Below are 25,035 nucleotides of genomic sequence, written 5' to 3'. Positions count from 1 at the left end.
ATCAAGTGCGACGCATGCGGACGGTGCTGCCCATCGGGCCGATGTCGCGGTCGCCAAAGCGGACCGTGCCACCGGTGCCCAGCGCTGTATGGACAAAGGCGTCTTCGGTCACGAATGCACGAAGAGTGCTCAGGTCGGCGCTGCCAAAGCCGGGGATTGCAGTCACCCGTTCAATCCGGTCGGGCTGCTCGGCAAACGGCTCGAATGCCAGCACCATGGTATCGATTGTCGGGTCAACCTCGGCCACGCGGCCAAAATCAAGCCAAGTCACAACTTCGACGATCCGCTGCTTCGTGGACACGTAGAACACATGTCGCGGGTCGGCATAGAAGAACGGCGACTCCCAGGCTTCTCCATTGGTCGGGTGATGCGGCTGTGTGGCCTGATCGGGCGCCTTATTGGACAGCAACCGATGCGTGATCCCGTCATTGGAATAGATCGCTGTAAGGCGGTTTGACCCGGTCGACGTAATACGTTTCGGCAAGAAATGCGGCGCCTTCTTGGGTGAGCGCGTATCGGGTGTGCTAAACGTGTTGTACATGAAGAACGAAACGCCCAACCAATCCTTGTACGAGATCGATATCCGCATCCCGTTGGTCCATGGGAATGAAGACAGGCGGATGCCTTTACGGAAATTGCGCATCTCTCGGGCTGGCACGTTTTCGCGCAGCAACAGGGGCTCATCAGGATCCGAACTGCGCGGCGGTTGCCACACGCCATCCACCCGTTCGGTCCAGTTCAGCATGACCTTGACGTCAAAGGTGGGTTCATCAACATCCATCAACGATGACGCCTCAACCTCGGCCAGCGGGCCTGATCCCGCGTTGGGTGTTCCTTGTGCCGTGTTTTCCGGCATCATCTTGATCCAGAACAGGAACAGACGATTGTTCCAGACCAGCGGCATGACCGGATTATCCTCGATATCCAGCGGGATTTTCTCCCACGCGCTCCACGAGCCGTAGGCACGGGTCCGGTGGTAATAACTGCGTTTGGCCCCGGCGGTGCGCCCGATAACATGCAACACGTCGTCTGCAGCACCGGGATCGCCTTCGATCTGGTAGAGACCGCATACTTCCAGTTTGGCGACCTCTTCCAGTTTCTGCAGATACCCGATCAGCGAGGTGGCTGCGCGTTCCTCGGTGATGTCACCCTGCAGCAATTCACTCATCGCTTCGCGGAAGAAGGGTGACTGGTCGTCGCGCAATTCCGGCTCCATCCAGTTTTCAGGGTACAGGAAGATTTTCCGGTTTGCCTCCCACACGCGATAGCGCTTCATCCATTCCCAGTGTTTCGACCTGAGGCTGGACGCGGCTACACGGGGTTCAAGGTTCATCAGGCAGCGCTCGGTAAAGATCTGTACCGAGGACAATGCGTGACGAACCCGCGAAGTGAGCATGCACGGCTCCATCTGCACGTCCATCAGGAAGAATTCGAATAACTTTTCGGGCGTGTTGATATGCGCCGCATCCGGACGCCCGCGCAGATCGTGCAGGATATGCGCCACCAATGCATCACGCTGGCGCTTGCGCAGGCGGTCATTGATCGGTTGCAGGATTTTGAGCCAGTCATCCGGGCTGTAGCGCGCGCGAAGGGCAGCCCGGAAATTCCGCACAATGGGTCCGGTTGGGGCGGGTGTTGCGGCGGCGATCAGCGCTGTCGCCGGAATCCCAAGTGCCGCCAGCCATTCGGCGATGTCATGAAGCCGCTCCAGAACGGCCAGATCGCCAATATCGGCAGGGGTGAGTCCGAAATGTACCAACAGGGCGGCGATATCCACGGGATCCCAGCGCGTGACTTGGAACAACTCAGCCTCGGCGTCGGCTATGGCGACCGCTGGATTCTCGGCTATCGAGACCAGCCGGGCATTTTCAGGGGCATAAGTCGCCTTTAATCGCGCCATGCGCAGGTGGGCCGTTAGCACCCCCATCAGCGCGGCAGAGGTCGGATCATCGGGTGTACCGGTGACGGGCAGGCTGTTTGGCCAGGCCGCACCCGCAATCTGCAAATCGCCATGTGTCGTCAGGTGCAAGATCTCAGCGACGTCAAGTTTCAGCGTTTCGGACAACCGTGCAATGCGGCGCGTGCGCAGGTAGGCCGCGCCCAGATGCGATACCGGATCAGCCGGGTAGAGATGCGTAGCGCCGATGACCTCAGTTCCTCGGCCCGGTGCACTCCAACGCAACGCCAGACGGTCGGTCACATTGGCCACGCCCAGCGCGATTTCGACCAAAGTGCCTGCGCGAAGCTCGATCGCGTTGGTGTTTGACCATATGCCGCCCGCCTCGGTTAGAAGAACAGGTTCGCCCGCGATGCTGAGTGTCACGGTCGCGCCCGCATCAGCTTCGACAGCAATGTTGAAGAACCCGTTTTCAGGCGCTTCCAGATATCCCCGTAACCGGATCGAAATCGAAGAACCTGGTGTGGTTTGATTGTCTGGCAGCACTGTTCCAGTGGAGACAAAATCAATCGCGCCAGAAATGGTTTCGACCCGCGCAGGTGGTGCAGTGTGGGCCGGACCATCGCTGATTTCAGCACTCAGACCCCCGGATTCGAGCATCAGGGCATCCTCAAGCGCGGAGCTGGCTGGATCAGTCGCCGCATGCAGAACCTCGGCCTTTTCGAACAGGACGGCTGCCAGATCGGCCTCAACTTCGATCGCGGTACCCAGAAGCTGCAGCGCCACCTGGCGTTTCCGTCTTGAGATCAGCTGCGGCAGGATTCCTTCAAGCAGGGCACGATAGGCCTCGGCCTTTGACGCAGTTGAGCTGCGGTATGCGTCGTGAAGCGGGAGCAGCTCGGGGAAGCGGGTGAAGAATGGCTGTGATTGTGCCTCGCTTGCATTGAACAAAGCGTCAATTGCTGGCATGAAGGCAGCAGGTGTCCCGGCGACGGCCTGCAGGGCATCTCTGACAGTGGTCGACATGAGCCCGTTGAAAACCAGAACCTTGCGGAAATCGTCATAAGCGATTTGATCGGGCGCCTCGGCCAGGATCGCCGGCTCTAGCGCAGTGGCAGAATGGTCATAGGTAACCTCGGCCGAGGATGTGGCCTCCAGATATCCGAAGAACTGCTCGGTCGCTTCGGCCCCATAGACCAGAGCCATGTGGGACCGGGCAATACCGCCATCGGGATCGTCCACCAGAACAAAGTCATTGGTGATCGCCGCAAACCCTGCACGCAGATCGCGTGCCAGGGTCGTGATGTTTTCTGCGGGCGGTGTCGTCTGACCACTTGGGTCATGGTTCAACAGCAGCGCCAGCGCTGTTTCCAGCGACAGGCCTAGCTCGGACAGGCGATGCACCAGATCGATAACCGTCAACAGAGCGGGTGCAGTGGCGTCTTGCGGGCCATAGGGGTCAAGACCGGTGGCTTGCAGCAAACGCTCCAATCCCGGCAAGCTTTGCTCAAGCGCGCGCGCCAACCAGCCGCGACGGTAGATTGCGCTGACCGTCTCGATGGTCAGGGGTGTCGTGTCATCGAACCCCAAAACAGCGACGATCCGGTTAAATTCCGGACCCGTCAATGAAAAGGCCGCGCGCAAGGTTTCAACCTCGGGCAGCAACGGGGCCGCAGGGTCTGTAAGCACACCGCCAAAACCGTCCTCGGCAAAGGCGGGGTTTTCGCGAGCAGGCCGCTGGAACATTTCACGGAATAGCGCGGCGGTTCCATTGGTGCTGATTGGTCCAAAGAGGGCCAGGATCGGGCGCAGCGCGTCCTCGGGCCTTAGCTCCAGCGCATCAAGGGCCGACATGGCGATGCCCAACTGTGGCAGGAGCTCGGCAAAGCCGGCATCCATGCGAGCCAGGTCTACCTGCGCGTCGGCGCCGCCCGGCATCTGGTTCGTCGGATAAAGCGCCGAGATGATAGAATCCGTGTCGGCAATGCTAAGCTCCAGAACACGCCACAGGCGGACGAACCGGTTAATCCGGATAAAGTCATTCCATTCAAGGCGGTTGGACAGCGGATCAGGGTCTGGGTGACGCAGTTCAAGCGCGCTTAGGTCGCACATATCCGACGGGTCTTGCGGATTTGTAAGCACGATCAGACCCATGATCCGGTCGAAAGTAGTGTCATCAAGCAACCATGCCTCGATATCACCCCCAAAGCGTTCAGGCTCGACCCCTGCCGCCATCCGGCTTTGTAGTTCTGCGAAGTTGATCGCGCCGTCCCGGAAGGCCCGGATATCGTCGAAGCCCAGGCCAAGATGCTCAAGCTTCGGGATCAGCGCGGCTCCGGGGTTCACGAACTCGGTCTTTAGGATGTTCACGAGATCAACCGGCGTGATCTCGGTGCGGCGGCACAGGTCGCGCACGCTTTCCAAGCCATCACGCACTTCGGCGGCGCTGGCACCCGCATCAAAACCATAAAGCGAACGCACTGTCAGATCGGGTCGCGCTGACCCGGCAACCGACACGCTTTCGGTCAGGACGGCGTTGAGACCGCGCGAGATGTTCAAGCGCTGCAGCCAGATGTCGCGCCATCCGTACGGTGCATCGTCCAGCGCGTCTGACGAACGCAAGTCGGCCATAACCCAATGTAAAGGCGCGTCGAAACGATTGAACAGGGCCTTCAGTGCCTCCAACGAACGGTCAAACGGCAGGGGGGCAGGGAATTGGGCGGTGGCCAGCGTGGCATAGGCGGCATCGCGCACAAATTGTGGACTGGCCAGCAACTCTTCAGGCGGTGTTTGACCATCGGTCGAATGACCCTGATATCCACCCAAAGACATGCCGTTGACAACGAAATGCTCCAGCACCTCGTTCACCAAGTCGATGTATGGCACAGGCGTCAGAGTGTTTTCGCAAGTCAGAGGCAGGTGCTGAATATCAGGCCGCCGATCAAGCAACACATCAAGTGGATTGGTGAAGCCGTTCGGAATCTCGGTCGCGGGGCGATCGAGAAACAGCAGAAGATCGACAAGATAGGCTGCGGGGCTGAGGACCGAACGGCAATGCTCGCACCCGCAATAATCCATCGAACCAAATAGCTCTTCTAATGTGGAGTATGCGATCACATCGCCAAAATTGTCCGACCCGCCCGGGGTAGGGTTCAAAAACCCGTCAGCAGCGCCCACGCTGGGGCCGATCGCTGGCATCATCCGGTGAGTCATATAAGCGGTGGCCAGATTCAGAACCGCTCCATGAACCTGTTCGGCCTTGCGGTAGATCTGCAACGCGACGGCCTCGTTCAGAACGGCCTTGTGGGCGCGCAGGAACTCATCTTGTGGCAGCGCCACGACCGTATAGGCCGAATCCAACCCTGCAGCCAGCATGGCATTCATACTGCTGTCGTCGGGCGAGATCTGATAGACCCGCTGAATGCGTGAGATTTCGCGCACTACTTCTGGCGGTTCGTCCAGCGCATTTTTTGCAATAAAGCGCGCAACGGGCTGCTGACCTATCTGGAAGGTATCGGCATGTTTTGCGAGGAATTCATGAACGTTGTTCGACAACCCGGTATCGACCAATGGCGTCTCCTGCGCCCGGACCATTTCCGCAACAACCGCAGTCGGGAAAGACAGCCGCACCTGAGCGGCCATGAATTCTGCATAGTTGGCGCGTCTTTCGGCGGCATCCCTGCCCTGAACTGCCTCTGGTACGGGGTCGGTATTATCCATGATCGCGGCCCAGGCATCGGCTTTATGAAAACCCGCCTTCACTAGGCCTCCCAACGTACCGTCCGCATCGCCATCGGTGTCACGGTGCAAGCGTTCGACCAGCTTGGAGTTGTTGAGCGTCAGATAGGCAAGCTTGCCATCGGTCTGCAAACGGGCGGCTTTGTCCTGACCCAACTTACCCTCTACCTCGGTCCAGAATGTATCGAGATCATCACCATGCGCCGCATGGAGCGCGGCAAAAGTTTCACGCTCGTCATCCCGCGTCAGCGAAAGTGCAAGCAAAGGCTGCATTCCGGCCAAAGTCCCGGGAGGGGGCGTATCCAGCCGCACGCGCGCGGAGACTTCGGTAAATCGGGCAAGGGAGGCATCTGTCTGATCCGCCAGTTTGGCGTCGATCAATCCTTCATCCAGCGCGGATTTCCAGATTTGCGCCACTTTAGCAGGGGGCGTGCGGAAAACCGCGGTGTCATCGGCGGGAACACCTGCACGTAAAAGCGCATAGAACAGGCCAGAGTCGATGCGTTGACCACGCCGTCCAGCGGTCTTGTCAGACAACTGCTGGGATAGCGACGCCAGTGCCACGGCGCGCGCGTCCCAACCTGTTTTATTGGCCAGATATGTGATGTCCTGACGGGTGTCGCTTTCTTCAAGTTTCGACAAGGCACCGTTGAACTGACCAGAGAGCGCCTTGGTCAGTGTGGCGTGTTCTGACGACAGTTTTGCGGCACTTTCAGCAGGCAGAACCACGGAAAGCTCGGAATCCGGTCCGGCGTCATATTCCACCGCCGAAGCGGCAACCACATCGTCATTCAAACGCACCTGCACCTGAAGGTCTGGCGCATCCTTGCCGCGCTTGGTGATCTGATCTCCGGCAAACACAATCTCGAAGGCACCGCGTTTACCGGTTGTAGCCTTCCCCAGTTCAACGTCGCCGCCGACACCTTTGTCGACAACAACAACAGCAAGGCCATCAACAGCCGCACTTTGCGCACTTATGACGCGACCGCTGACACGGTAGGTGCCAAAATCCGTCGGTGTGTCCAGTCGAGCGACCAGATCGTTAATCACAGCCGCCGTCCTTTTATCGACACTGCCGGTCGGGGACAGATCGGCCTCTTTCTGAATCAGGCGAACGGCTTCAGTGGTGCCTTTTCCGTAGGTCGGTGTGCGGCCATCCTTTTCGCGCGACACGATATCGGCCAGCGCTCGGCGCGCGTTGATATCATTGGCCAGCACCAAGCCTTCACGCAGCAGTGCCAGCAAAGCGGATTGCAGATCGCCCACCGTAGCGCGGCGCATTCTGGGCTTTAGCGGATGCGTAACTTTGGTCATGAGGAGGTACCCTTTCTGACAACTGCGTTCACCATTTCAAATGGCCTTTGATGCCCTGGCCTTGCAGGATCGACATCGTGCCTGCCGCGCCCAGGCCAAGGTATCCAGCGGACCGTCGGAAGAAGCCGCCAACGCCGCCCTGACGATGGCCTGCGTTGATTTCGTCCACCCAAAAATCGGCCGCTTCGCGCGCGGCGGTTTTTTCGCCTTTGATTGCGGAGCGAGCTTCGGTTCCGGCCAGTGCAATTGAGCCGAAAGCTGCGAGCCCGGCGGCAAAGACCGATCCGGCACCACCACCCGTGACGAGCTTGCCCGACACCGAGACCACGTTGAGAGTGCCCGAGGCTGTGCCCTCGACCACATTTGCGGTGCCCACGCCGGTCTCGCCTTCGGCGATTTGCGTGATCCCTGTGCCAACCTGAATGCCGCTGGCCGCCATACCGATCACCATGAGCCCACGGCCCATGACCCCTAGGATGGCGCGGCCCCCGGACAGGGTCTGCGACACTGCCTTGCTACCCCGCATTGCTTTGGCGAGCTTGGAGATTGAGGTGATTTTGCCTTGCTTGTTCACCATGTTCATGGTGTCGACTTTTTGCACCATCGACGCAGTATCGGGTGCAGCGCCCGGGCGGTAGACTTGCACGGTGCCCTTGATCATGCCGGTATTGGTGTCGAATGAGGTCAACATTCCGTTTCCCTGTTTCGGGATCTCGATCAGCGTCCAATTACCGTTGCCATGCGCCACCAGGTGAGACCGGACTCCGGCGACCTTCACACCCTGGGCATGGGTGGTGTTGACGTCTGCAAAGGAAACCATGGCAGTGGGCGGGTGCGTGTGTGCGATAGCCGTCGTTCCCTTTGGAATCGAGACCTCGGGCTTGGTGGCCGTGCCCTTCAATATCTTGAACGTGTTGTTCTCTTTGATAAGGGCAAACTCCTGCACGCTGCCTTCAGTGTTCCTGACCTGAGTCGCCAGCGCATCAAGCGTCTCAAGACCCTTCTGCAACGATGCAACTTCAAGGCCTCCGTTGGGCACAGTGGGCGGCGCAGTGCCCTCGGGATCGTTGAGCGTTACCGGGTTGTTATAGGCATAAGCATAAAGGTTCAGCCCACCTTCAATTCCGATGGGATCGGCGCTGATCCATCGGCCGAGCCAAGGGGCGGCATAGCGGGCACCATGATGGTTAAGCCCGGTTTCGGCATCCCGCTCCATCGCGGTATATCGAAAACGTTTCGGACCTAGGCCAGCGGTGGCAACGCCTTGATAGGTGGTACTGCCGAAGGGGCTGTATTCCTCGTAAGACAGAACATTGCCGTTCTCGTCCAGTTCGATCCCCACACTGCCCACATGGTTACTGTGCTGATAACGAATGACGCGGCTGACCGCACCACTGGCGATCGTGGTCTCAACCAATGCGATACGGCCGGCTTCGTCCCCCACATGCAGGGTCTCTCGGGTCCGCGGGTTTGCAGCCGGTTCGCGGATAATGTCGAACCCGCCCAGCGAGATCGTCTCGCGCCGAATGGCTCCTGCAGATGTTTCTGTCACTTTTCGGATGCGAGTCCCGTCAGAGGCGTAAACAAAGAATGTGCGGTCCCCTTGGTGCGCCAGGCCGTCCGCATCATCAGGTCCAACTGCCTGACGGCGGCACATGTGCAGTTGGTTGTCGTGGTCCCATGCGATCTGATCGAGATGAGAAAGGCGCAGCATGTTGCCCATCGCGTCATAGCCATCGCCGCCCTGACTGATGATATCATTCACGGCACCGACCGATGTTTGACTTAAGCGGTTCGAGGATACCCCCGCGGCCAGATCGCTGTCCTCGCCATAGGTGTAGGTCCGCGTCCAACCGGGCGCTACGGGATCAGAGCCCCGGTGGCGCATCTCAATCAGGTTGCCCGCAATGTCATAGTGAAAACGCTCAAGATACCGGCCAAGAGCGAAACCATCACCGCGGTGTGGCAGCCGGGTTCGCGCGGCATCGTTATAGCTGTGGGCACCGGGTGCGCCGCCTTGCTGGCCCAGATGTTCGCGGCCCGTCGCCTCGATCAATCGATGCAGGGCATCAAACGTATAGTCGTTAGAGGCATCAACACGGCGATTGCGGAAAAAGATCTGCTGTTGCGCGCTGTCGCGGATGTGGGTCACGTGACCGGACACATCGTAGATCATGTGCTGCGCCTGCAAGTGGCATCCTGGCCAGCCTGCAACTGGCGGTGTCGGACAGTCCGAGCCAAATCCGGTTGCATCGCGCCGGGTGATGATGCGTTCGGTGAGACGGGTCAACGGATCATGCAGGATTTCTGTTTCAACCGCGTTGCCATAGGTGATGCGTTCGCGGTCGCCCCAAGGGTTGTATGCAATGCCTGTGACCACGGAATGATCCGCAGTGGCGGGATCCAATAAAGTGTCAGGTGCCGCGGGTCGTGCGTGCCAGGTGTCCACCCGATCAAGCCGCGAGGACGGGTTATAGCGGTACTGCACAACCTGGATGCGCGCGCCCGGCGATTGCGATTGCAGCGGCACCAGTTGGACCGGACGGTCCAGCGCGTCAAAGCGGGTTTGCCCTGCGAAAATCTCGGGCTCAGTCGCCACGGGTGCGGCCCAATCGAGCGTGGTGCGAAACTCCTGCGCCAGTTGCCGCTGGCTGCGGATTGGGTTGCCTTTGAAATCATGGGCCAGAATTTCCATCGTGCCGGATTGGTCGCGGCTGATCGCGATGCGTTTGCGGCGGTTCAGGGCTTCGGGTGTCGGCAGCGATTCTCCGTAGACCGTTTCATCGATCCGCAGCTCAGGAACCGCATTGATGCTTAGATGAGTGGCGATGGGTCGGCGCAATACATCGAATTCGTGGCGCAGCCGGTGGTCGCGCGCATCCCACGTAAACGCCGTTTCGCCATTTACATCCGATAGCCGCCAACGGGTACCGCCCTCCATACTGTCGGTCCGAATGGCGGTGCTGAGCATGTCGAAAGCGGTACGCTGAACCTCGCGCCCAAGCTCATCCCAGGTTCGGCGCGTATTGCCTTCGATATCGATTTCGGTCGCAACGCGGTGGAGTGTCTCGGTCGGTAGGGTGCCCGGGGCCGTGTTGCTGTAGAGAGTGCGGTTCGTGGTGAGGCGCGCGATCAGCGCACCACGGGTATCCGCCAATGCCCGCATCGGTGTGTCATCATAAAGCGCCGATTTCGATGCAGCCTCAGTGGCGCGCTGCCGGTCTTCGGGATCGGGGAAACGGGTCGCCAACGCCTGCGCTTGCGCCGGATCGGTTCGCAGCGTGTGCCAAGTGGGTAAATAGGCAGCCTGCGGCAACCTGCGGAAATGGTCGCCAAGATCGGGGTCTTGGGCGGGATCCGAAATCAGTACAGTATCGCCCGGGTCCCATGTCGTCTGGTCCCAAACAGAAAACCGGTGTTTGCTCCATGTATGATCGGGGTTCAGAATCCCGATCTCACGCCCCAATGCGTCGTAGAAGAAAATTGGGCTTACACCAATGCGGATGTCGGACTCATAGGTCGGGCGATCTGTGAAGAACGGTTCGAACTGTCGAACAATATTGCCCTTGTTGTTACGCACTTGCCAGCCGGTACCGACCCAGCGTGGCGACGGCGATGCGGACATAACCGGTCGACCATCAGGACCCAACAGGATGTTCCCCGAGCTATCACGCGTTGGGACCGGACCGTCTTCGGCCTGAATCTTGCGTTGAATTTCCTGCCCCATCCCATCTGTAAAGGTAATTTCGGCCAGGAACGGGGTGGCTTGACCCGGCAAAAGATCACTGTCGTGAACCTCTCGATGCAGGGAAAGACCGATGACGGGTGATGGGGCAGGATCCCCACGAGAGTGATAATAGGCCCATGGATCATAAACATAACGCATTGTCGCGCGCCCAAGTGCTGCCAGAGCTTCAGGTCCACGCGGATCAATCAGCACTTGGGTGCGTGCTGCAGGCACCAGTGTCGGATCAAAGCCATCCAGCCTGTCACCTTCGTCGGGCCCATCGACCTTGCCCATTCGGGCCATGCCGGTCACGCGGCCATAGGCGTCAAAGACCACCTCGCTGCGATTGCCGTTCTCATCGGTCAATACCGAGGCTTGCAAAACGCGATAATCCTGTCGGCGTTCGGTGATTGCGCCAGCTGGACCGGTCGAGCGTACCCCTGCCGACATGCGATTGCCCAATGCGTCCTGCGTTTCCTCGATCAGCAGGTCGAAAGCGTCATAGCGGGCTGTTGTTTCCGTATGTGTCGCAGGCTGATGGAACGGGTCCCGCAGGCGATGTGGTCGAAAGAAATGCTGTCGTGCAAATGCCAGCTCTTGCGCGGGCGTATCACCGCTTGAGGGCGACAAAAGCTGACGGTCCGATGGGCGCCACCACTGGCCGTCGCCGTCAATCTCGGTGTATCCCGCCTGCGCCATCTCGGCCGCACCAACGCGGCCTCCATAAACCTGCGTGACAAGACCCGGCGTGAAGGCCAGTTGGAAGCTTTGATGGAAAAGCCCCAAACTGCCCATCTGGCCAAGCGGCAGTGGGCCGGTCAGCGTATCATCCCGGAAATACTGACGGCGGTGTTCGATCAGACGACGCTGCACCTGACCCGCGGTTGGGGTCGCTTCATAAGCAAGATCGGCTGCAGCGTTCGCCTCTGTCTCGATCTCATCAAAGGACAAACGCGTACCCGGCGCTGGGCTTAAGCCGGTAAGCTCAAAGCTTTGTTCTTCACATGACACCGGGGCGCGGTAGGTTTGATCTGTCGTGATCAGGTCCGTGACGCGCCGCGTGTGTAATACCGCATGTAACAGCGCCTGACGCGCCTGATCTTCAGGCGTCAGCGTCGGATCAGGTGTTTGCCGGCCATACATGAGATCGACGCGGCGCAGTTCAGTCCCAAACGGGTCAACCTCCAGTATGACCTGATGCTGAAGGCGCGGGTCATCGGGGATCCGCTCATAATGCGCGGTTAGACTTTCCCGGGCATGGGTTAGAAACACGGCATGACGGTTGGGTCCACGGGACTGCAGAAGATGCACAGTCTGCGTTTGCTCGACCACCTGATAGGGGTGACCGTTGGGATAGCCGGGCTCCGCCCTGCCATCGAGCGCATAGGTTTCACGCCGAAGCACCGTGCCGCGAAGCGCGCGCGCAGCCTCGCGGGTTTCTCCGGTTGTCAATCCGGGTGGCAACACCGTGTCTGGCAAAAGCCGCCGTCGCGCTTCAACATCGTCGTCACGCCAAGCGGGTGCGCGCCAGTATTCCCCACGATCCTGCCCATCAAGCAGACCAGCCAAGACATCGGGCAGACTACCTTGGTCGAGATACACGCCGGTATGAAACCATGTTCTGGTCAGTACGGGCGGAACATGAGATGCCGGTTCTTCGTTTGATGCCAGTGGCCCCAGCGCATCTGACGAGAGCGTCGCAAATTCCTCGGTGTCCCATTGTTCGACCATGCCGAACCCGCGAAACTCGCGCTCGACCCCGTCGAAATGACCATGGTGAAAGGCAAAGCGAGATACGAACCGGGTTTGCGCCACACGATCATGTGTAACGATGCGATCAACCACCTGCACCGGGAACGGCAGGCGCGTGGCCCAAGGGCGTCCTTCATAAAGGTCTTGCAGGTAAAACCGCGACGACGAGGCATAGTGCAACTCGGTCTCGCCACCGAAATTGTTGACATATCGGGTCATAAGATGCGGTTTTTGTCCGCCCATCAGATCGACGTAACGCAGTGGCTGACCTGCGTCGCGGGACAAAGTAGAGGACCACACAAGACAGGCGGTGCCCGTTCCAAATAGATCGAGCAGATCAACCGAAGTTTCGGTATCAAGCGGCGGCACATTCCCTAGGCGTCGACGCGGTGCAAGCCGGTTGCCAGACATGTTGAAATAGAGGTCGATACCTTCTGCACCCAGATAGACAATGTCGGTGGTGCCCGAGCCGTCGATATCCGTCAGGCGCAGGCGGCTGCGGTCGAACATTTCGGGGCGATCAAATTGTGGCGCGTCGTCCATCGCCACTTTGGTGCCGAAACGCCCATATCCGCAATTGGGCCAATAGGCGACTTCACCACAGCGGATACGAACCAGATCAGACAATCCGTCGCCGGACATATCCGCCAGAAAAATTGCAGCCTCCGGATCGGAAAACACAAGTCGGGGTCCGTCAGTGTCGTTCCATGGCTGCGCTTGTCTGCGCGCGGGGCCAAACCCGGCCTCGCCTTCAGAGGGGTGCCAGACAAAAGCGGTGTCCTCGGTCAGAAGAATGTCAGCAAGGCCATCGCCAGTCAGGTCAACCATCTTCATGCTGTCATTGGACGCATCTATATGTGGCCAATATTCAAACGCGCGGAAGTCGGACCAACCTGATTGCGCGTCGCGCTCATGGAACCCCGGGGTTGTCCGGTCCATTACCACCAGATCCGGGCGACCATCCCCAGCAAGGTCCATCCATTGACCTGACTCAGCAAATGCAGGCCGCTCGGCAACCAGCGCGGGGGCCGCAAAGCGCGCCGTGCCGTTCATTGGCCCAAGGTTGCGAGTGTAATGCCAGGCACCCGGGGTCGAGGTCAGAATTCCACCAACACCGTCACCGTCCAAATCAACCCAGTTTGCCGGATTGGTAAGTCCGGCCGGAGCACCTTCGGTCTGCTCGCGGTCAAGGCCGTGCACAATATCGTTCACTTCAGCTCGGCTATAGGTGAATTCCACCGGTGGAATTGCCTGTCGTCTGTAGGCGAGGAACGTGGCTCCGTTCACATCGCGCGGTGAAACGGTATCGTCCGGAGCGAAGCCCGACTGCGCGACCGCCATGAGGAATGAGCCATAGCGCGTACTGCCGGGGTGCTGACGCTCGTCATCAGTGTCAGCACCGGGAGGCGTGAAATCGTCATAGGAAAACTCAGTTGCCTTCACGAGACCGCGATAGCCCGGTTCGCCCGTCGGCAGGTCGGGGATATCGTGAAATGTCAGAATTCGATGGCAGCGACGATAGCGCCGAACCTCAAAGCCCGCGCGGTAGCTTGATGTGGGGTCCGGGCGCATTTGCCAATTTCGGCCGGGATCAGCGGATGCATGGACAAGCTCATGCTGAGCATCCGCCGCCACGTTGGGATCAGGTGCGATTGGCAACAGGTGGTCTTCGCCATAATCGAATACGACCGTGAACAGCCATCCACCTGCATTCACATCCGGATCAACCAAACGAGAGACTCGATTGCCGTAGCGGATGCGTTTCAGATACCGCTCGGCTGTGCGGAACCGATTGGCTTCGTGCGCCTGCGCCTGATCGATTCCAACTGCGTCTTCGGCGACATGCTCGTATCGGATGGCGTTGCCTTTGTCGTCAAAGGTCTCGGACAACAACCAGCGAAATACACGGGCGGGGTCGTCCGGGTCTGCCACCCTTGATAGGCCTGACGCGCCATAGATCGAAGTGACGTTTTCGCGCGACGTGACACGCCAATGCGCGATACCCGTCGCCTCGTCTGTCCACCGCTCAATGCGGGCAAAGGTGCTTTCGATCCGGGGGCGGAACCTGTGGATGGTCACACCTGGAAACCGCGCGCGATCTTCCCATTGTGCCCCCTGAGAATCGAGCAGCGGCACCAAATCTTCAGACCCAGAAATCAGGAAGACATCCGATCCGGCGGCATCGTCGTATTGGGGCAGGCCTTTTTCCGTTTTGCGCGTGATCTCGGGCAGCGAAAGCGACCATCCAAAGCCGAAGATGCCGCTGCTGGTACCCGCCTCATAGGTCAATTGCAGCTCTGGTGTGAAACCACCACGCCCGGGACTGACAGGAACCGGAATCGTCAAGGACGCAGATCCGGTCACCGGGTTCGAGCTGATCTTTTCGCCTATACTAGAGATTGCACCACCGCCTTTCGGCAGATTGAGCGACAGCACATCTTTGTTGGCGCCATTGTCACCTGAAATGGCGGATGCTTCCGACCTTTGAGGTCGGGAAATGGCAGTGGAGCCTAACATTCGGCCACCATAAATTCGTCATAAAAATATCAGCGCCACAGGGGTGCTTTACGTAGGGTAAGCAATCGGAAACCGCTGGGTCAATGCAATCAGATGGGATCGGCGATTGTCTGCCATACCGTTCTGGTTGTGTTGTTAAGCACAACCTCGCAAGCCTTGGACAAGGCTACGAAGTTTCATTGCGCCGGCAGTTTATCACCGGGGTTGCGGGACCTGCAGAAACAATAAACCAGTAGGGGTAAGGGCAGGGTACGCGTGCGAATCCGGTTCATGTGGGCCAGCTAGAATCAGCGATCCGACTAACGGACGCGCCTGAGGTAAACGTAATAGGCGCCATCACCGCCATGGCTTATATGTGCGGGTGTTACCTGCAGCACTGCTTGTGCAAGTGGTGGAATAGATAACCAGTGGGGCACCTGATTGCGCAAGACCCCACGCGGCGTTGGAATGGGTCCCGGTTCGTCCCGGTCCTTGCCCTTGCCGGTTATGACAAGCACCAGCCGTTTGCGCTGTGCCTGTGCGGTCAGGATGAACCGAACCAATGCGGGATGGGCTGCGTTCATGCGCATCCCGTGCAGGTCCAGCTTGCCTTCGGGCTTGAGCTTGCCGCGTTTCATGCGACCAAAAGACTTGGTGTCCATCTGCACCGGATTTGTCCGTAAACCTTCGGTGATTGATGGCTTCAGGTTATTCCGTGACGGTTTGGTTGGCGCAGTCTGACCCAGTTCAAAGGCTTCTATCCGCGCCTTGGGCGTTTTGGTCGGTTTGGGCTTGGGCAAGGTAGTGGGGTGCACAGTCTGAGGCAGTTCGGGGTGCAAACGCTCAGCCTGTTTGGCGACCTTGCGCCACAAATCGATCTCTTCCGCAGTCAGTTTGCGCCGGGTCATCAGAACTCATCCGGTAACAGGGCGTAGGCCCTCTGGATCGGCAACAGCACAACCATACGGCCGGGATCCTTCAAGCGACCGGCGGCCTGCCCGGCATCATCCCCTGTGCCAAAGAAAATGTCGGCACGTTGCGCACCCTTGATCGCCGATCCGGTGTCTTGTGCGATCATCAATCGGCGCAGCGGGTTTTTGCCATCCTTTTCTACCCAAACTGGCGCGCCCAAAGGTGTATAAGCCGGATCTGCCGCGATACTGCGCATCGTGGTCACTGAGCGGTTCATGGCGCCTAACGGTCCGAACTCGGGCGCAACACGCGTCACCTCTCGGAAGAAAACATAAGAAGGGTTGTGTAGTAACAGCTCAGCCCCGGCTTCAGGGTTTTTGCGTACCCAGGTCCGGATCATCTGCGCGCTGACCTGGTGCGCGCCCAGCGCACCCCGTCGGACCAGTTCCGCGCCGATCGAGCGATAGGGATGCCCATTCGCACCGCCATATCCAACCCGCAATGCACCGCCATCGGGCAGACGTATCCGGCCCGAGCCTTGAATTTGCAGAAAGAACAACTCAACAGGGTCATCGACCCACGCTATCTCAAGGCCCCGACCTGTCAGTGCGTCACCGGTCAGCAGGTCACGGCGACTGAGCCACTTGCCCGCCTCTCGCGCCTCGGGCGGCATCCGGTAGAGTGGATAGCGGTATTTGTCAGTTGGGGTTCTCGACCCATCAAGTTCAGGTTCAAAATATCCGGTGAACAGGGCGTCATCGCCGTCTTCGACCAGAACAGGACGAAAGAACAGCTCGAAAAAAGCCCGCGCCGCGCCAGGTTCATAACTCTGAGCCACGCCACACAGCGCCTGCCAATCAGGATCGTCCAGATCACCACAGGTGTTGAGAAAAACCGAAAGGGCCGCCCCGTGATCGTCGGCGGCCCAGCCATCGAGGTCATCGAATGACAGGATGGATCGCGTCGCCTCGGCTCCGGCGGCGCTGGCAGTGGTCATGACGACCCCCAGAAATAGCGACCGGAGCGCTGCAATCATGCGTCCGTGGCAACAAGCAGCCAGTTCGGATCGTCCGCGCCCATGACACGGGCAAAGGTCCAGCTGTCCTTTTGGCGTTTGACGGTGTTCGGGTTGCCTTCGACAATATCCCCGCCGCGATCGCGCACGACCGACGTCAGCTCACCGATAAAGCGCATGGTGATCTCGGCCTGATTGGTATCCTTATCGAAGGTCGCATCGACCAGAGTGGTTTCACGCACCCCGATGAATTCGGCTTCGATGGTCAGACCTTTGTCTTCGCGATCCGCAACAACCGATACAAAACTGTCGAATACTTCTTCGGACAGGAACGGCTGGATTTCGTCCAGATTGCCCTTTTCAAAGCCCATCACGATCATCTCATAGGCGCCGCGCGCGCCCTGTACAAATTCGCTGACAGAAAAACTGGGTTCGACCCGCTTCATTGCGGCCAAAGTTTGCGCCTGTTCACTGTCTTCGGCTACATGGTCGGTGATGTCGTGATCTGGCCCGCCTTCAATCACTTCGAAATCACGGCGCGCGCCATTGGTATCAGGCTGTTGCTGAAGGGGCGGTTTCTCAAAACCTTCGCGTGTACCCAACACGCTTTTCAAGCGCAGGATCAGGAAAATGGCAATTCCGGCCAGCACCAGAAGCTGGATCAGGGGTGAGTTCATTTCGTCCTCTTTTCAGAACCCGGGCTTTGTATACGCTGCCCTCTGCCACTATGTAGGTGACAGTCGGGGCCAAGTCCACAGCCCGGACCATGCTAAAGGATACCGCAAATGTACTTGTTCTTGGCTTTTTTATTGGTTCCGATCATCGAGATCGCCCTGTTTATCCAGGTTGGCGGTCTGATCGGGCTTTGGCCGACGCTTGCAATCGTGGTTCTGACTGCCGTTCTGGGCACGGTTCTGGTGCGGACACAAGGTCGCATGGCGCTGGCGAATTTGCAGCGATCCTTTGCCGAATTGGACGACCCAACCGAACCGCTGGCCCATGGGGCGATGATCTTGCTGTCCGGTGTTTTGCTGCTGACACCTGGGTTTTTTACCGATGCCATTGGTTTTGCGCTGCTTGTTCCCGGCATCCGGGTCGCAGTGTTCCGCTATCTCAAGTCTAAGGCGACCATCACGCATTTTCAAATGGGCAGCGGCGCACAATTCAGGTCGGGGCCAAACCCGTTTGATCAGGACGATGTGATAGATGGCGAATTCACCGAGGTTCGCCCTCGCCAGAACTCCGGAAAGCCGTCGAAGTGGGTGGAAGGCCCGCACCAGCATTGAGCTATCCGGCCCAAATTGCTAAGCAGTGCCGAATTTCAATTCCGGAGAAGTTTCATGGCTGACGAAAGCCCTGCAGAAAACACCGCCGCACAGGCAGCCCCTCAGATCCAGATGCGCGTTCTGGGACAGTTCATTCGCGACATGTCCTTTGAAAACGTCATGGCGCAAAAAGGCGTCTCAGGCGACGTACAGCCCGAGATTTCAGTTCAGGTCAACCTGGACGCAAAGAAGCGCACGACCGAGCACCAGTATGAAGTCTCGATCAAGCTAAAACTGACATCCAAGGCCAAGGGCCTGGAAGACGTCCTGTTCCTGTGCGAAATCGACTATTGCGGCCTGTTCCACGTGGAAGGTGTGCCCGAAGATCAAATGCATCCGTTCCTGATGATCGAATGCCCGCGCATGCTGTTCCCGTTCCTGCGCCGCATCGTCAGCGACATCACACGCGACGGTGGCTACCCGCCGGTCAACCTGGATAACATTGATTTCGTGGCGCTCTATCGCAACGAACTGGCGCGCCGTCAGGCGGCCGCTCAAGAGCAAAAAACCGACGCCTAAGGTTTTGGTCCGCGTCTGGTTCGTGTCAGGCGCGGGTCCACAGGGCGTTCTCGCCCAGCTTTTCAACAAATTTCTGATGTGCTGCGCGCTCATCCTCGGAGATCCGGGATGGCAGGGCATCCGGTCGCGCTGTCGGGCGCCATTCCTCACCACCGCCAGACGCTGCACTTGCCGACGTTGACAATCCAAAGTCGGGCTGACGGCCTCCGATCAGCTCCAGATACACTTCGGCCAGAATTTCCGAGTCAAGCAGCGCGCCGTGCAGCACCCTGTTCGAATTGTCGATGCCAAACCGGCGGCACAATGCATCCAACGAAGCGGGTGATCCCGGAAACCGTTTGCGGGCAATGGCCAGCGTGTCGATTGCCTGATCCATCGGGATCAGCGACACCCCCATCCAGCCCAGTTCGGCGTTCAGAAACTTCATGTCGAACGAAGCGTTGTGGATCACCAGCTTGGCGTCACCCACGAATTCACGAAACCCTTGCCCAACCTTGGCAAAGACAGGTTTGTCCTTCAGCGTCACTTCGCCCTTTTCCGGCGGGCGCGGGTTTTCCAGCAGGTCGGGGCCGATGCCATGCACACCAAATGCCTCTTCCGGCATAGAACGCTCGGGGTTGATGTAGACGTGATAAGTTTCTCCTGTGGCAACGTGGTTCCACAGCTCAACCGCGCCGATCTCGACGATCCGGTCGCCGCTTTCGGGATCAAACCCTGTGGTCTCGGTATCGAGTACAATCTCACGCATCTGCCAACCCTGCCCGTATCTGCCTGACGATATCCTGCACCTGCGCGCGAGCATGGTCCAGAGTATCCGTGACAATCACGAAATCCGATCGCGCGCATTTCTCTTCGTTTGGCATTTGCTTGGAGCGAATCTGCTCAAACTGCGCCTCATTCATCTTGCCGCGCGCCATGACCCGTCTTTTTTGTTCTTCAGCAGAGATTGAAACACAAGCAACAGCATCCATCGCCGCATCACCACCGGTTTCAAACAACAGCGGAATGTCGAATACCAAGATTTCGGCGGACGACGAAGAACGAAATGAGGCGCGATCCGCCGCTACCAGAGGGTGTACGATTTTTTCTATTGTTTTTAGCGCGTCAGGATTATCCGCAATGATTTGCTTCAATGCATCCCGGCTGACCGCATCCTCGGCAATGGCGGTGGGAAACGTAATCCGCATGGGCTCAACCGCAGCGCCGCCCTTTGCATAGAGCCGATGCACCGCAGCATCCGCATCCCAAAGCGCACAGCCTTCATCTGCAAACATCTGAGCGGTCGTGCTCTTGCCCATCCCGATTGATCCGGTGAGCCCCAGCGCAAAACTCATGCCAAGGCCGCCGCGCGGGTTTCAGCGTCCACTTCGGGGCGAACACCGAACCAGCGTTCAAACCCGGGAACAGCTTGATGCAGCAACATTCCCAGCCCGTCGACCGTTGTACATCCAACCTCTTCCGCCTGTTTTAACAGATGCGTTTGAAGCGGCGCGTATACCAGATCGGTGACAACGGCGCCGGGTTGCAATCCATCCAGTGGAACGCGTAACTCTGGCTGCCCTTGCATACCCAAAGACGTAGTATTCACGACCAGTTCTGCGTCTTCGATCACATTTCCCGCCTGCACCCAGTCGACGACCGTAATCCGTTGGCCGAACTCTTCTTTCAAATGATCCGCACGGGTGCGGGTGCGATTCGTCAGCAGGATTTCAGGCACTCCGGCTTCTGCCAGCGCTTGAAGCACCGCCCGCGCAGCACCGCCCGCACCAAATACAACCGCAGGCCCATCCTGCGGGTTCCAATCAGGCGCACCGCTGCGAAGATTGGCCATGAACCCGTAGCCATCCGTATTATCCGCGTGAATTGAACCATCCTCGCGGAATACAAGCGTATTTGCCGCCCCGATGACTGAGGCACGGTCCGAGACATGATCCGCCAACCGCAAAGCAGCCTCTTTATGCGGTACGGTCACGTTGGCCCCAACAAACCCAGCCTTGGGTAGTGTCCGCAGAACGGTTTCCAGATCGGCTGGGGCGACATCCATTGGGATGTAGTGCCCCACCAATCCATAGGTTTTCAGCCAATGCCCGTGCAGTTTTGGCGAGCGGGAATGTGCGATGGGTTGCCCAATCACGCCGGCCAGAGGAACGCGATGCTCCGTCATTGATTGATCACTCCCTTCACGGCCAGAAAATTGAGCAGCTCTAACAGGGGCATACCCAAGACGTTAAAGTAGTCGCCGTCAATGGTGGCAAACAGGCGCACGCCTTCTTCTTCCAGTTTGTAAGCCCCCACTGCGTGCCGAATACTGTCCCAGTTCCGCGCCACGTAATCACGTAAATAAGCATCCGAGCTCGCCCGCATCCGCAAACGCACTTGACCGACTTGCCGCCAGATGGGCTCACCATCCTGATAGATCACCGCCGCCGACAGCAACATATGTCGCTTGCCGCGCATTGCTTTAAGCTGCGCCAGTGCTTCTTCCGGCGTTTCCGGCTTCGACAGCATCTGACCTTCGAAATCCAGAACCTGATCGCAACCCAGAACCATAGTGCCGGGCACTTTGTCACTGATCTTACGTGCTTTCATTTCGGCAAGCGCATCGGCAACATCACGGGGCGAAGCTCCCTCAGCCATCAGGGCGCGTTTGGCTGTGTCTTCATCCACCCGCGCGATCTGAACCGAAAACGGGACGCCTGCGTTTCTGAGCAACTGCGCGCGGATCACGGACCCTGAGGCAAGGACTATGGGGACAGTCATGTGGAAAACCCCGTGTGCAAATCAATGAGTAGTCTCGAATGGTTTGTATGGCTTTCCGGTTGACACGCAACCCCGGGAATTTGGCGCAAGACTTCCCCGAGTCGCCCGGATCCTGTCCAGACGGGACAAGGATAAGTTGGAATACTCGGATAAGCATCCCGTCCCGGATTGTTCCAATGGTTATCCACAATTCAGCCCGAGCTTTTATCTCATAATTTATTGTTATTAATCATTTTTTTTCTTGATCAACAGATTCTGCGCCGATGTGCTTCACTTTTTCCACCTGGGGAAAAAGGCAGGACAAAAAAGTAATCCACCGAATTTGACCTCCCTACAAAACCATCATCCTTTTTCTTTCTAATTTTTTTTATTAGGAGGGTTTCAGGTAAGCCCGGAATACCCAATGACCGATATTCTTTTCGCAATATACCCTTGGGTGAAATCGCTGCACATCATGGCCGTGATTTCATGGATGGCTGGTTTGTTCTATCTGCCCAGATTGTTCGTGTATCACGTTGAAAAGGCGCAAGCCGTAGAGGGTGCGCAACAGATTTTCTTTGAAATGGAAGAAAAGCTGCTGCGTGTGATCATGCGCCCCGCAATGGTCGTGGCCTGGATTTGCGGGCTGATCATGGTTTTCACGCCTGGTATTGTCGGATGGGACTGGAGCTGGCCCTGGGTCAAAGGCGCAGCAGTGATCGGCATGACATGGTTTCACCATTGGCTTATGGCTCGGCGCAAGGACTTTGCTGAGGGGCGAAATAAGCTGACTGGGCGGCAGTACCGCATGATGAATGAGGTTCCGACCGTTTTAATGGTTGTTATCGTTCTAGCGGTCGTTGTGAAGTTCTGAGGGCCTGTTTGACTCTTCTTAGGTAAGCGCTTATCTAACGCGTAACGCGCCCGTCCGGGCGAGGTATCTTCCGTTCTGAAATTCCACTCTGGTGCCGCGATCCAAGCGGCCGAGGTTCGTATCATCATGACAACTGAATCCCTGAATCTGGCCGATCTGAAGGCCAAAAGCCCCAAAGACCTTCTGGCCATGGCCGAGGAGCTTGAGGTCGAAAACGCCTCAACCATGCGCAAGGGCGAGATGATGTTTCAGATTCTGCGCGAACGTGCGGATGAGGGCTGGACTATCGGTGGCGACGGCGTGCTGGAGGTTTTGCAAGACGGGTTCGGGTTTCTGCGCTCGCCCGAGGCGAACTATCTACCCGGACCGGATGACATTTATGTTTCGCCTGACATGATCCGCAAGCACTCGCTGCGCACTGGAGATACGGTTGAAGGTGAGATCAAAGCGCCTGACGAGAATGAACGTTACTTTGCGCTGACAAATGTCACCAAGATCAACTTTGAAAATCCGGACAAGGCCAAACACAAGATTCTGTTCGACAACCTGACGCCTCTGTATCCGGATGAGCGTCTGAAGATGGAAATCGAAGATCCGACCATCAAGGACAAGTCTGCTCGCGTGATCGATTTGGTTTCGCCGATTGGTAAAGGTCAGCGATCGCTGATCGTGGCGCCTCCGCGGACTGGTAAGACGGTGATCCTGCAGAACATCGCGCATTCCATCGAGCAGAACCACCCGGAATGTTATCTGATCGTCCTGCTGATCGACGAACGCCCGGAAGAGGTGACCGACATGCAACGCTCGGTGAAGGGTGAGGTTGTGTCTTCGACCTTTGATGAACCCGCGACTCGCCACGTGGCCGTGTCGGAAATGGTCATCGAAAAGGCCAAGCGCCTGGTCGAGCATAAACGAGATGTTGTTATTCTACTCGATTCGATAACAAGACTTGGTAGGGCATTCAACACTGTGGTGCCATCTTCGGGTAAAGTTCTGACCGGTGGTGTGGATGCAAATGCTCTGCAACGGCCCAAGCGCTTCTTTGGTGCTGCGCGGAACATCGAAGAAGGTGGATCGCTGACCATCATCGCCACCGCCCTGATCGACACCGGCAGCCGGATGGACGAAGTGATCTTCGAAGAATTCAAAGGCACCGGTAACTCGGAAATCGTTCTGGATCGTAAGATCGCAGACAAACGCGTGTTCCCGGCAATCGACATCCTCAAATCCGGCACCCGGAAAGAGGATCTGCTGGTCGACAAGGGTGATCTGGCCAAGACATTCGTTCTGCGCCGCATCCTCAATCCGATGGGCACAACAGATGCAATCGAGTTCCTGTTGTCGAAGTTGAAACAAACCAAGACGAACGGCGAGTTCTTCGATTCAATGAACACCTGACAAGGTTCTGGCACTGACGCGGGGGCTATCAATGGATACGATATTCGCCCTGGCCAGCGCCCAGGGCAAAGCAGGCGTGGCTGTGATCAGGCTTTCTGGTCCGCAGGCATATGCCTCCGCCAATGAGTTGTCTGGCGGGGGCCTGCCAAGGCGTGGAATGACAGTACGAACACTCAGCGCGTCGGATGGATCGCGGTTGGATGAGGGCTTGGTTCTGACGTTTCAGGCCCCGTCCAGCTTTACCGGCGAAGACGTGGCCGAGCTTCAGATTCACGGAAGTATGGCGTCAGTCAACGCTGTGCTGACCTCTCTTTCGGATATGGACGATCTTCGGCTGGCCGAACCTGGTGAGTTCACGCGTCGTGCACTGGAAAACGGCAAGATGGATCTGGCGCAGGTCGAAGGTCTTGCTGATCTGATTGATGCAGAAACCGAAGCACAACGGAAACAAGCACAGACGATTTTGGCTGGTGCCTTGGGCACACTGGCTGAAGGTTGGCGGCGTGATCTGATCCGTGCGGCGTCTTTGTTGGAAGCCGTGATTGATTTTGCTGATGAAGAGGTGCCGACAGATGTATCACCTGAGGTTCGGACGTTGATCTCTGGTGTGATGGCCGAATTGACCCAAGAAGCCAAAGGTGTTCGGATCGCCGAGCGCATTCGCACCGGCTTTGAGGTCGCCATTGTTGGCCTTCCGAACGCAGGGAAATCGACCTTGCTGAACGCGTTGGCAGGTCGGGAAGCCGCTATTACCTCGGAATATGCCGGGACAACCCGCGATGTGATTGAAGTTCGTATGGACTTGGACGGATTGCCTGTCACGCTGCTGGACACGGCCGGTTTGAGGCAAACCGATGATCACGTTGAAAACCTGGGAATTGAACTGGCGCGCAAACGGGCAGAGGCGGCCGATCTACGAGTATTTCTGTCGGATGAGCCTGATCAGCTAGGTGTACCGATGCAGGCAGATGACATTCATGTTCTGCCAAAATCTGACCTGCGTGAGCCCTTTTCCGGCGGTATATCGGGGAAAACCGGGCACGGGATTGACCAGTTGATAGACAACATATCGCGTGTACTGACTGTTCGAACAGCTAGCCATGGTATTGCAACGCGGGAACGTCACCGTATTGCGATGACTAAAGCATCGGACGCACTTGCGGCTGCGCAAGATGTTCTGGAATCAGGTCCGGACATGTATGATATAGCTGCTGAAGAGTTGAGAACGGCAATTCGGTCGCTTGAATCTTTGGTTGGCAGGATTGATGTCGAAACCCTTTTGGATGAAATCTTCGCAAGTTTCTGTCTGGGAAAATAGGGAGTGTTTCA

14 protein-coding genes are annotated in these 25,035 nt (G+C 57.8%); 5 read left to right on the top strand and 9 right to left on the bottom strand.

Going from position 1 to position 25,035, the window contains the following annotated elements:
* Position 1: 1 nt before the first annotated feature.
* From ACR0DE_RS20100 to ACR0DE_RS20080, 5 genes are all read right to left on the bottom strand, one after another.
* Positions 2–6,949, bottom strand: a complete 6,948-nt coding sequence (locus tag ACR0DE_RS20100; protein WP_480754997.1) for a neuraminidase-like domain-containing protein — start codon at positions 6,947–6,949, stop codon at positions 2–4.
* Positions 6,950–6,977: 28 nt separating this feature from the next.
* Positions 6,978–14,945: a SpvB/TcaC N-terminal domain-containing protein gene (locus tag ACR0DE_RS20095; RefSeq protein ID WP_480754995.1), complete on the bottom strand. Its 7,968-nt coding sequence runs from the start codon at positions 14,943–14,945 to the stop codon at positions 6,978–6,980.
* Between the two features lie 299 nt (positions 14,946–15,244).
* Positions 15,245–15,832, bottom strand: a complete 588-nt coding sequence (locus ACR0DE_RS20090; RefSeq protein ID WP_480615962.1) for a Smr/MutS family protein — start codon at positions 15,830–15,832, stop codon at positions 15,245–15,247.
* Positions 15,832–16,872 carry a murein transglycosylase A gene (gene mltA / locus ACR0DE_RS20085; protein ID WP_480754992.1) on the bottom strand — a complete coding sequence of 347 codons (1,041 nt, stop codon included), beginning with the start codon at positions 16,870–16,872 and terminating at the stop codon, positions 15,832–15,834. Before mltA ends, ACR0DE_RS20090 begins: the two co-directional genes overlap by 1 nt.
* Entirely contained in the window at positions 16,869–17,528 is a 660-nt protein-coding gene (locus ACR0DE_RS20080; RefSeq protein ID WP_170399461.1) for a Tim44/TimA family putative adaptor protein, read from the bottom strand. Before ACR0DE_RS20080 ends, mltA begins: the two co-directional genes overlap by 4 nt.
* A 108-nt stretch (positions 17,529–17,636) precedes the next feature.
* Between ACR0DE_RS20080 and ACR0DE_RS20075 the strand changes: the two genes are divergently transcribed.
* Positions 17,637–18,137 (top strand): FxsA family protein, encoded by a 501-nt coding sequence (locus ACR0DE_RS20075; protein WP_170636831.1) that lies wholly within the window; start codon positions 17,637–17,639, stop codon positions 18,135–18,137.
* A 54-nt stretch (positions 18,138–18,191) separates the two neighbouring features.
* Positions 18,192–18,695 carry a protein-export chaperone SecB gene (gene secB / locus ACR0DE_RS20070; protein ID WP_170399455.1) on the top strand — a complete coding sequence of 168 codons (504 nt, stop codon included), beginning with the start codon at positions 18,192–18,194 and terminating at the stop codon, positions 18,693–18,695.
* A gap of 25 nt (positions 18,696–18,720) precedes the next feature.
* Here the strand turns inward: secB and dnaQ are convergent, their stop codons facing one another.
* From dnaQ to ACR0DE_RS20050, 4 genes are read right to left on the bottom strand one after another with little or no spacing between them, the layout of a single operon-like run.
* Complete coding sequence (gene dnaQ, locus ACR0DE_RS20065) at positions 18,721–19,443, bottom strand: DNA polymerase III subunit epsilon (RefSeq protein WP_480754990.1); 723 nt, start codon at positions 19,441–19,443, stop codon at positions 18,721–18,723.
* Positions 19,436–20,029: a dephospho-CoA kinase gene (gene coaE, locus ACR0DE_RS20060; protein ID WP_170515091.1), complete on the bottom strand. Its 594-nt coding sequence runs from the start codon at positions 20,027–20,029 to the stop codon at positions 19,436–19,438. The genes dnaQ and coaE overlap by 8 nt, the downstream gene beginning before the upstream one ends.
* Positions 20,026–20,859 carry a shikimate dehydrogenase gene (locus ACR0DE_RS20055; protein WP_170515525.1) on the bottom strand — a complete coding sequence of 278 codons (834 nt, stop codon included), beginning with the start codon at positions 20,857–20,859 and terminating at the stop codon, positions 20,026–20,028. The genes coaE and ACR0DE_RS20055 overlap by 4 nt, the downstream gene beginning before the upstream one ends.
* Positions 20,856–21,455: a Maf family protein gene (locus ACR0DE_RS20050; protein ID WP_480754988.1), complete on the bottom strand. Its 600-nt coding sequence runs from the start codon at positions 21,453–21,455 to the stop codon at positions 20,856–20,858. The genes ACR0DE_RS20055 and ACR0DE_RS20050 overlap by 4 nt, the downstream gene beginning before the upstream one ends.
* Positions 21,456–21,858: 403 nt before the next feature.
* Between ACR0DE_RS20050 and hemJ the strand changes: the two genes are divergently transcribed.
* The 3 genes from hemJ (at position 21,859) to mnmE (ending at position 25,024) form a co-directional block, all read left to right on the top strand.
* Positions 21,859–22,308 (top strand): protoporphyrinogen oxidase HemJ, encoded by a 450-nt coding sequence (gene hemJ / locus ACR0DE_RS20045; protein ID WP_170408805.1) that lies wholly within the window; start codon positions 21,859–21,861, stop codon positions 22,306–22,308.
* A 126-nt stretch (positions 22,309–22,434) separates the two neighbouring features.
* On the top strand, positions 22,435–23,706 hold the full coding sequence (gene rho, locus ACR0DE_RS20040) for a transcription termination factor Rho (protein ID WP_170399438.1): 1,272 nt from the start codon (positions 22,435–22,437) through the stop codon (positions 23,704–23,706).
* A gap of 31 nt (positions 23,707–23,737) precedes the next feature.
* Positions 23,738–25,024 carry a tRNA uridine-5-carboxymethylaminomethyl(34) synthesis GTPase MnmE gene (gene mnmE / locus ACR0DE_RS20035; RefSeq protein WP_480754986.1) on the top strand — a complete coding sequence of 429 codons (1,287 nt, stop codon included), beginning with the start codon at positions 23,738–23,740 and terminating at the stop codon, positions 25,022–25,024.
* Positions 25,025–25,035: the final 11 nt, after the last annotated feature.

The organism is Ruegeria sp. C10, assembly GCF_056537805.1.
This window is presented reverse-complemented; position numbering and strand designations above follow the sequence as displayed.

Coding starts and splice junctions, on each gene's coding strand:
- mnmE (WP_480754986.1), top strand. CDS start 23,738: ATGGATACGATATTCGCCCTGGCCAGCGCCCAGGGCAAAGCAGGCGTG.
- ACR0DE_RS20100 (WP_480754997.1), bottom strand. CDS start 6,949: ATGACCAAAGTTACGCATCCGCTAAAGCCCAGAATGCGCCGCGCTACG.
- ACR0DE_RS20080 (WP_170399461.1), bottom strand. CDS start 17,528: ATGAACTCACCCCTGATCCAGCTTCTGGTGCTGGCCGGAATTGCCATT.
- ACR0DE_RS20095 (WP_480754995.1), bottom strand. CDS start 14,945: ATGTTAGGCTCCACTGCCATTTCCCGACCTCAAAGGTCGGAAGCATCC.
- ACR0DE_RS20090 (WP_480615962.1), bottom strand. CDS start 15,832: ATGACCCGGCGCAAACTGACTGCGGAAGAGATCGATTTGTGGCGCAAG.
- rho (WP_170399438.1), top strand. CDS start 22,435: ATGACAACTGAATCCCTGAATCTGGCCGATCTGAAGGCCAAAAGCCCC.
- hemJ (WP_170408805.1), top strand. CDS start 21,859: ATGACCGATATTCTTTTCGCAATATACCCTTGGGTGAAATCGCTGCAC.
- dnaQ (WP_480754990.1), bottom strand. CDS start 19,443: ATGCGTGAGATTGTACTCGATACCGAGACCACAGGGTTTGATCCCGAA.
- secB (WP_170399455.1), top strand. CDS start 18,192: ATGGCTGACGAAAGCCCTGCAGAAAACACCGCCGCACAGGCAGCCCCT.
- coaE (WP_170515091.1), bottom strand. CDS start 20,029: ATGAGTTTTGCGCTGGGGCTCACCGGATCAATCGGGATGGGCAAGAGC.
- ACR0DE_RS20075 (WP_170636831.1), top strand. CDS start 17,637: ATGTACTTGTTCTTGGCTTTTTTATTGGTTCCGATCATCGAGATCGCC.
- ACR0DE_RS20050 (WP_480754988.1), bottom strand. CDS start 21,455: ATGACTGTCCCCATAGTCCTTGCCTCAGGGTCCGTGATCCGCGCGCAG.
- mltA (WP_480754992.1), bottom strand. CDS start 16,872: ATGATTGCAGCGCTCCGGTCGCTATTTCTGGGGGTCGTCATGACCACT.
- ACR0DE_RS20055 (WP_170515525.1), bottom strand. CDS start 20,859: ATGACGGAGCATCGCGTTCCTCTGGCCGGCGTGATTGGGCAACCCATC.